The following is an 8,293-nucleotide window of genomic DNA, read 5'->3' as shown; positions in this document are numbered from 1 at the left end:
GGATACTAATACTTTTTAAATAAAGTAAATTACCTTCATATAATTTGATTAATTTTAACCAACTATCTTCATTTTTCAATCCAGTATTTTTGAGAATTTCTGGATTATCTAAACCTGATAATTCTAAAGATTTAATAGGATATAGTTCTTCATCTAAACATTCCATTTCTGGACATTGTTCTTGACTAATTAATATAACACTACTTTGATGATGGGTTTCTGTAATCATTTTGAATAAGGTTTGATAATCTTGATATTCTGGTTGATATTTTCCCGCAAATTGATTAGGAATAAATATATTTTGGATATCATCAAGGATAATTAAACATTTTTTATTTGTGAGAATATCAAATAATTGTTTTAATTTATCATTTATTGTTGGTAATGAGTCTAATTTGTGATGTTTTAGGAACTCATCAAGTAATAAATTTAAGGATTGGGGAAATTTTAAACTTCTCCAAACAATAGCATCAAACTTTTGTTGATGTAAGTCTATAAATCTTTTAAAGAGTGTGGTTTTACCAATACCGGATAATCCTAAGATTGAGATTAAATGAGTATTTTGATTTAATATCCAATTGGATAAAGTATCAATTTCCGAAGTGCGATCGCAAAAACGATTAATTTTAGGAGCAATAGTTAAATCATAATAGAGTTGATTCTTAATACCTTGTTCTGTATTTTCAGAAGATTCTTTATTATTATGGCAATAATTAATATTGTTATTTCCTAAAATAAACTGATTATTTGCTACTCTTTCGATTGTCCAACAAAAATTATGCTTATTAACATCTTCTCCTAAAGATTCTGATAAAATTTGCCACAGTTTACGTCCAACACTTCTAACGCGACTTTCACTGCGATGACATTCATCCGCTATTGTCTCATAAGTTTTTCCTTCATAAACTCCGGTAATTACAGTTTTTTGTAGATCATCTAAACGTTTTCCTGTTTTATTTAAGATCAATTGATCGGCAAATTGTAAAATTTCTGCAACATCCATAAAATCAGGTCATGATAAGGTTTTCAGTAATTATAGCGTATTTTTACGCATCATTCTAAGCTATTTTAATACATTTCTTTAACAGTTCGTTACAAAAACACAGTCTTAAACAGTCTTTTAGATAATAAAAAAAGATGATACATAATAAAGCGGGGTAAAAAATCAAAAACTTACTGTATTGATACTTAGAGGCAATTTATGCTACCAATTTATAATGTAGTTATTTTGGGTCCATCTGGTTCAGGTAAAACTGTGTTTTTAGGAAGTATGTATCATAAACTCTCAACACAGGGAGAATCAGGATTTTTTTTAGCGGTAGATGATGCTCAACGAAAAATTTTGAATCAGATTTATACAGAAGTTGCTACTGAGGAAACATGGCCAGAACCAACACAAATGACAAATATATCCAACTGGAAATTTACTTGTAAAATACAGACTCCGAAAGGTATTTATTCAGCTTGTCAATTTCAGTATACAGATTATGCAGGTGAAATACTAACAGATCACAAAGATGATACTACATATATTGAAAAATTTAATGAAACAATAAAAAATGCAGATGTTTTATTAGGTTTAATAGATGGTTCGCGGTTACTTTCATATATCAAGGGTGAACAGTCAGGTACAAAATGGGTAGTTAAAGACTTGGCAAATGTATTGAATTTAATGCAAAATACAGATAAATCTATTCATTTTATTATTAGTAAATGGGATTTAATAGAAGGTAAATACACCCTAGAAGAAGTTAGAAATCATTTGCTAGAAATAGATCAATTCCGCAATATTATTATGACTCGAAGTAATAACAGTGATATTAATAATGAAAATAATAGAAATGATCATAATAAAGGTGTTGTTCGATTAATTCCTGTTAGTTCAGTTGGTAAAGGTTTTGCAGAACAACAAAGCGATGGTAGTATGAGAAAAACAGGAAAACTACCTAAACCTTATAATATTGAATTACCTATAGCTTGTATTCTACCTGATAAGCTAAAAGAAGAGTTGAAAAAAATGATTAATGAGGAAAAGAAAAAATCTCAAGAACAGGTTAAAGAAGTCAAAGCTAATTTAACTTTATGGGATAAACTCAAAAAATATTTTGGTACAACTGCTAAAACAATACTGGAAACAATAGCACCTAAATTACCTTCCCAATTTCAATTTTCAAAGGAAATACTTACAGATATTATTGATTTTATTGATCAAGAATTGCAAACATCTGTATACAATAAAGAAGCCGCAGCTAAAGAAAGAACAGAACAATTAAAAGCTAAGAAAGCAGAGGCTTTAGTAAAAATTGAAAGTGAAAAAACTGCTTTAGAATACTCTATTCGTTGTTTCTTGTTGCTTGTAAATAAATTAGAATATGAACATACATATTCTAAGTTAACCAATTAAATTAATTAGATTAAATCAAGAGATTAAATTATGACAACAGATATCATAGAAAAAATAGAGGGTTGGGTTTTCCTCGTTAGTCGTAGTCAGAATATTGGATTTAGAACAATAGTTGCTCCTAATTTTATGTGCGATGCTGGAGTATCTAGTTTAATTGAGTCTGTTGCAGGAGGAAAGACCACAGAAGCTAAAAAAGCGATATATTGTCAAATCCATAATTCTGCTGTTGGTGATTTAACGTTAGTATTTCGTGTGATTAAAACAACTTATGAAGATATGGGAATAGTCGGAGATAGAATAATTAAAGATTCTTTCGGTAGAGAAATTCCATTTATTGAAGGTGTTGTTTTTAAGGGTACATTAACAGAAATAAAAATTTCTGAAAGCATTTTTGCTCAAATTCATAATGACATTAAACACCCTTATAAAACATTTTGGCAATGGAGTTATCCAAAAGCAACAATTCCTTCAAAATTACAAAGTTTTGAAAAACCATCAGAATCAGAATGTTTTGAATTAATTATTCAAGAAACTTACACAAATTCTCCAAAAATTGATGACAGTTTTCAGAAAAAATTAGACCTATTACATAAAATAAATCTTGATCACGAAATATATGATTTTGATATTTCTACTCAAGGTACTTTTTTGGCTGTAAGATTTGATGATACTTGGCAAACATTAGCTATAGTTCCGTTTGATGCTACAAATGGAGAAGATATAAAGTACAATGATAAATTTAAATTAGAAAAGAAACATCAAATTTTTCCCTCAAAACTAATCAATAATATTCCTGTTGTTGGAGGAAAAATATTAGAACTTGGACAACAAGTAATACCAGATATTTATAATCAAAGTCCTATATCAATTAGTCAAAACGATTATATAGCAACGGGGATAGTAGAAACAAACAGTAACTACATTAAAATATATGATCATAATTGCAAAGAAATATATTCAATATTAATAGAAAGTAGTAATCATAATAGAATTACTTCTTTATCATTTATCAATAAAGATTTAATTATTTGCGGTTGTAAAGATGGAAGTATAAAATTGTTTAATTGGAAAACACAAGAAGAAAATGATAATAAAAAGCACTGGAGTGGTAACCAAATAACATCAATTGCAATTAGTAGCGATAATAAAACTTTTGCGAGTTCCGATAGTGGAGGAAATATATATTTTTGGGAAATAGTAGATTTAACTATATGTGAAAAACGTGAAATTTTGAATGCTCACAAAATAAAAAATGGCTTTAAGATTAATTCTTTAGCATTTAATCCTGATGGTAAAATTTTAGCAAGTGTGGGTGAGGATGATTATAAAATAAAATTATGGAATCTTCTTGATGAGGAAGGGAGTATTTTGAAAGAAGAAAATTCTAGTGATGTAGTTCATGATATAATTAACACAATTGCGTTCAGTTCGGATGGTAAGTTATTAGCCAGTGGTGATAATAAAGGCTATATTAAAATTTGGGATTTTAGTAATAAAAAGTTACTTACTTTTGATGAAATAACGCAACATGATAGTGCTGTTACATCTCTTGCTTTTATTCCAAATACTAAAATATTAATTAGTGGGAGCAAAGATAAAACTATTAAATTTTGGAAACAGAGATAGTAATTACATTGGTATCTAACAAATATTTCATTATAATTTAAACTCCTCTAAATCATCAAAAACATCTTATTTGATAATTCTCGCTAAACTAAACAGAAATAGTTGTACAATTATAATAGTATTATTATACTAAAAAACAAATATGCAACAACTAATCATTCAAATTGCTGACAAAGAAAAAGCACAGATGCTATTAAAACTTATTTCTGCTTTAGATTTTGTTAATTCTGTAGAAGTAATAGAAGATAACACCAATATATCTGATGATGAGCAAGATTTTTTTTCTTTGGCAGGAATCTGGGAAAATAGAAATATTACTACTGAGTCCATTCGTCAAGAAGCATGGAGACAAGAAACGAAATGATTTTATGTGATACAAATATTCTCATAGAATTTTATAAAAACAATTCTCAGGTTATTTCTGAGCTTCGTTATATTGGACTAAATCAATTAGCGGTTAGTGCCATTACTCAAGCTGAATTATATTATGGCGCTATTAATAATGTGGAATTGAAGAAAATTAAGAAACATTTACAATTACTTTTTATGTTTCCTGTGGATATCATGGTATCAACTCAATTCATTGAATTAATGGAAACTTACTCTCTCAGTCATAAACTAAGTATTCCAGATGCTTTAATTGCCTCAACTGCATTAGTTCATAAGATAGATTTATATACTTTAAATATTAAGGATTTTCGCTTTATTCACGGTTTAAATTTATATCAATCTTCTATAGATAAACATCAATAAATATGATTAAATTAACTTAAATCTACCACTTAATTTCTCCTTTTGTCAATCTAGCTTCATAATTTTCTAAATTAGGAAGATAATCATTAAAATCAGATTCAGTTTCATATGATACAAGAATATTCAAGTTATCATTTAAGCAGAAAAAGCAAAAACATCAATCTCAATTTTTCTCTGAGATTTTTGATTACTATTCAACATTAAACGAATATTTTCAGCAGTTTCACTACTAAAGGTTATTTCTCCACAACGAGAACAAACTTTAGCGGGAATACCCTCAACCAAAATTAGTTTACCTTCGATTTCAAAAGTTTCATTAACTAATTCTTCAGTAAATTTATCTGAACCGCAATTATGACAATTTAACATTATAACCTCCTTTGAGAATAATTGATCCATTCGGTTTGATTAGGCTCATATAAAGTAATAATAGTTAAAATATCAGATTCTCGTCTTGATACCTGTAAATGTAAAGGACGATTATTAATTGTCAATCCTAAAATTAAACAGCTAGGAGAGTATTTATCATCTGGATAATCTTCAATAATAATTGCATTATCTCCTGTTTCCATTATTTCCGCGCGACTGATATTTCTTTCAACTAAACGTTTTAGTCCATGACGAGTAAATTCAAAATTTCCTGACTTAAGTTGTTCACGAATTTCATCTATAGATTTCATTAGTTATGGCGCGATCTGCTACAAGATGATAAAATTGATTCATTGACTCCATTGTTGTGCTAAGGATGCGGTTCTAGCAGTAGCAGCATTGAGTTCAAGATTAACAAGGTTATCTAACTCAATTTGTATTTCTGGCGGAAGTTTCTGTTCTTGATCTCGTGCTATTCTCCAGATAGTCATTAGTTCGGATAAACGTTCTTGTTGATCTCTAGTGAAGAATTGATCGGGATGAAAATTATCAATAATTAATAATGCCCGAAATTCAACTTCACCTAACTGTGTAGTCAAAGCATCTAAAGCTTGACCGGCAGTTTTGCCAACAGACTGTTTATCTCCAGCAATGGCACGATAAGACCTTTCACCACTGGCATTTGATATAGGTAAAATGGCAACTGTAGTCATAATGCTGATTAAGAATATTTGTTGTTTATCAATTATACCCCAGTCCTCTATTCCCTGTCCCTAAAAATTATTGACAAATTTCCCGTAGTGTGATTGTGAAGTTGGGATAAGAAATAGCAGCAGCTTCAGCGCGGTGAATGGTGGTTGTACCGATGGTGTTGAGGGCGATCGCTAAACTCATGGCAATGCGATGATCTGTATGGCTATCTACTGCCGCACCGACTAAGGGAGTACCGCCGGTGATTTCCATTCCGTCGGGTAATTCGCTGATTTTTGCCCCCATTTTATTGAGTTGTTGTGCCATCACGGTAATGCGATCGCTCTCTTTGACTCTTAACTCCTCCGCATCCCGAATAATTGTTGTCCCCTCAGCAAAAGCCGCTGCAACTGCCAAAATGGGAATTTCATCAATTAACCTGGGAATAATATCACCAGCAATCGTACAGCTTTTTAAACCACCGGAACGGACGCGAATATCAGCCACAGGTTCTCCCGCTACTTCCCGCTGGTTCTCTAGTTGAATATCTGCCCCCATGAGTTCTAATGCTTCTAAAATACCGGTGCGGGTAGGATTGACACCGACATTTTCGACTACCAAATCTGAACCAGGAACGATCGCCCCCGCAACTAACCAAAAAGCCGCTGAACTGATGTCACCGGGAACAATTACGGTTTGTCCGTAGAGTTTCGCCCCACCTGTGATCGTGACGCTATTTGTGTCTGGATCTATACTTAATTCTGCGCCATAAGCCCTTAACATTCGTTCACTGTGATCCCGTGATAAAGCAGGTTCGGTGACGGTGGTTTGTCCTTCGGTGTTTAAACCCGCCAGGAGGATACAGGATTTAACTTGCGCCGAAGCAATGGGAGAATGATAATGAATGGGTTGCAGGGCTTGTCCTTGAATGGCTAGAGGTGCTAAGGTATTACCCTTACGTCCCCAAATTTGCGCCCCCATTTGTTGCAAAGGCTTGACAACACGGGACATGGGACGCGATCGCAAAGAACTATCACCTGTCACCGTGAAAAATCGCCCTGGATGGGATGCTAACAACCCCAACATCAACCGCATCGTTGTTCCAGAATTACCCGCATCCAAGACATTTATAGGCTCTTGAAAATTGCCCAAACCAATGCCTTTGACTGTCACCAATTCTGTGTTTAAGTCGGAAATTTCCGCCCCTAGCGCCCGAAAACAGGCAGCAGTGCTACGGGGGTCTTCACCTAACAGCAATCCTTGAATTTGAGTTTCACCTTCAGCGATCGCCCCCAACATCAAAGCGCGATGGGAAATAGACTTATCACCAGGAACTCGGATACGTCCCTGCAAAGACAATCCAGCCGCAGGGCGCTGAATAATTAAGTGATCCGAAGAGTTTGCTTGAGTTTCTAAAGTAATAACAATAGCCGACATTAGGATACAATGACTTTTGAATAGAATAAAAGCTAAACAGCGACTTGTTTATCACTATTCACTTCCAATTTAGTATCCTACCGCTTTTTGGCAACTATAATCTTTCTTCTGGTAGATAATAGGTGACAGGTAATACCATATTGAATTGTCTAGATTAACAAATCAAAATATTTGCTGACGATGAACCAGGTTTTACTATTTATTAGACATCTTGCTTGAATGTCTTATTTTTTGTTGCTTCCAACCACCAAAAACTTCAGCCGTAACGTCAAATAGTAGGCAGAATCAGCAATTTAGAAAATCGCTCAACTTTTATTCTTTATTTGTAACCTCTCACACTCTCATGCTAACTCACCACCGCAAACCCGTATGTTTATCAATGATTTCCACGGACTTACCGATTTGGTCTGTGGTTGACACTGCTGGAACTTTAATCCAAAAGGACACAGATAAATTTCATTTACTATTAACTGCACCACCTCTTATTAGTTGTGAAGTAGGCAGTTATTTAAATCCAGAAGATACAATTTACCCAACTAAAAACAATTTTTCTCCTCCCAGCAGTCCCAGAATTTTATGGCTGGAAATTTCATCTCGGCGGTTAATTATGACAATGCAAGGTAATGCACAAGTCAGTTACCGTCACTTTTGGGAGTTAGGTATATATGGTATTAGTCGTTTTTGGTTGCCAAATGAATCATTACAACCCCATCAACCTATCCGTTTGCGTAATTTTACCAAAAGTTTCACTCTCAGTGGGCATCCTTTTCCAGAACATCTTCGTTTAGAATACGAATTCTGGACAGGAAAAGTCCAATTGGGTCATTACATTCTCAATTTGGAAATTCAGCATTGAAGGGAATAGGTAACGGGGGGCAGGGGGCAGGGGGTAGGGGAGGTAGGGGAGGTAGGGGAGGTAGGAGAGGTAGGGGAGGTAGGGGAGGTAGGGGAGGTGGGGGAGGTAGGGGAGGGGGCAGGTAAGAGTTTTACCAATTACCAATTACCAATTACCAA

10 protein-coding genes are annotated in these 8,293 nt (G+C 33.3%); 5 read left to right on the top strand and 5 right to left on the bottom strand.

The features are described from left to right. The coding region (locus FJR37_RS18795; protein ID WP_168466802.1) for an NB-ARC domain-containing protein at positions 1-1,003 on the bottom strand (1,003 nt) is incomplete at its 3' end. A gap of 198 nt (positions 1,004-1,201) precedes the next feature. Here FJR37_RS18795 and FJR37_RS18790 point away from each other — a divergent pair. The 4 genes from FJR37_RS18790 (at position 1,202) to FJR37_RS18775 (ending at position 4,783) form a co-directional block, all read left to right on the top strand. Next, positions 1,202-2,404 carry a hypothetical protein gene (locus FJR37_RS18790; protein WP_217355329.1) on the top strand — a complete coding sequence of 401 codons (1,203 nt, stop codon included), beginning with the start codon at positions 1,202-1,204 and terminating at the stop codon, positions 2,402-2,404. Between the two features lie 30 nt (positions 2,405-2,434). After that, on the top strand, positions 2,435-4,030 hold the full coding sequence (locus FJR37_RS18785; RefSeq protein ID WP_168466801.1) for a WD40 repeat domain-containing protein: 1,596 nt from the start codon (positions 2,435-2,437) through the stop codon (positions 4,028-4,030). Between the two features lie 142 nt (positions 4,031-4,172). Beyond that, entirely contained in the window at positions 4,173-4,394 is a 222-nt protein-coding gene (locus FJR37_RS18780) for a hypothetical protein (RefSeq protein ID WP_015078156.1), read from the top strand. Continuing rightward, on the top strand, positions 4,373-4,783 hold the full coding sequence (locus FJR37_RS18775; protein ID WP_217355328.1) for a type II toxin-antitoxin system VapC family toxin: 411 nt from the start codon (positions 4,373-4,375) through the stop codon (positions 4,781-4,783). The genes FJR37_RS18780 and FJR37_RS18775 overlap by 22 nt, the downstream gene beginning before the upstream one ends. A 135-nt stretch (positions 4,784-4,918) precedes the next feature. Here the strand turns inward: FJR37_RS18775 and FJR37_RS18770 are convergent, their stop codons facing one another. The 4 genes from FJR37_RS18770 to aroA form a co-directional block, all read right to left on the bottom strand. Further along, a complete protein-coding gene (locus FJR37_RS18770; protein WP_168466800.1) occupies positions 4,919-5,152 on the bottom strand; it encodes a YgiT-type zinc finger protein in 234 nt (77 codons plus the stop codon). Continuing rightward, positions 5,152-5,463 carry a DUF4258 domain-containing protein gene (locus FJR37_RS18765; protein ID WP_168466799.1) on the bottom strand — a complete coding sequence of 104 codons (312 nt, stop codon included), beginning with the start codon at positions 5,461-5,463 and terminating at the stop codon, positions 5,152-5,154. Before FJR37_RS18765 ends, FJR37_RS18770 begins: the two co-directional genes overlap by 1 nt. A 39-nt stretch (positions 5,464-5,502) precedes the next feature. Continuing rightward, positions 5,503-5,865, bottom strand: a complete 363-nt coding sequence (locus FJR37_RS18760; protein ID WP_168466798.1) for a hypothetical protein — start codon at positions 5,863-5,865, stop codon at positions 5,503-5,505. A 67-nt stretch (positions 5,866-5,932) separates the two neighbouring features. Next, complete coding sequence (gene aroA / locus FJR37_RS18755; RefSeq protein WP_168466797.1) at positions 5,933-7,279, bottom strand: 3-phosphoshikimate 1-carboxyvinyltransferase; 1,347 nt, start codon at positions 7,277-7,279, stop codon at positions 5,933-5,935. A gap of 343 nt (positions 7,280-7,622) precedes the next feature. Between aroA and FJR37_RS18750 the strand changes: the two genes are divergently transcribed. Continuing rightward, positions 7,623-8,135, top strand: a complete 513-nt coding sequence (locus FJR37_RS18750; protein WP_168466796.1) for a hypothetical protein — start codon at positions 7,623-7,625, stop codon at positions 8,133-8,135. The last annotated feature ends 158 nt before the right edge of the window (positions 8,136-8,293 follow it).

Origin of the sequence: Aphanizomenon sp. UHCC 0183, assembly GCF_009712065.1 — a bacterium.
Lineage (GTDB): Bacteria > Cyanobacteriota > Cyanobacteriia > Cyanobacteriales > Nostocaceae > Dolichospermum > Dolichospermum heterosporum.
Note: the sequence above shows the minus strand (reverse complement) of the source record. Positions and strands in the feature narration are given on the sequence as shown.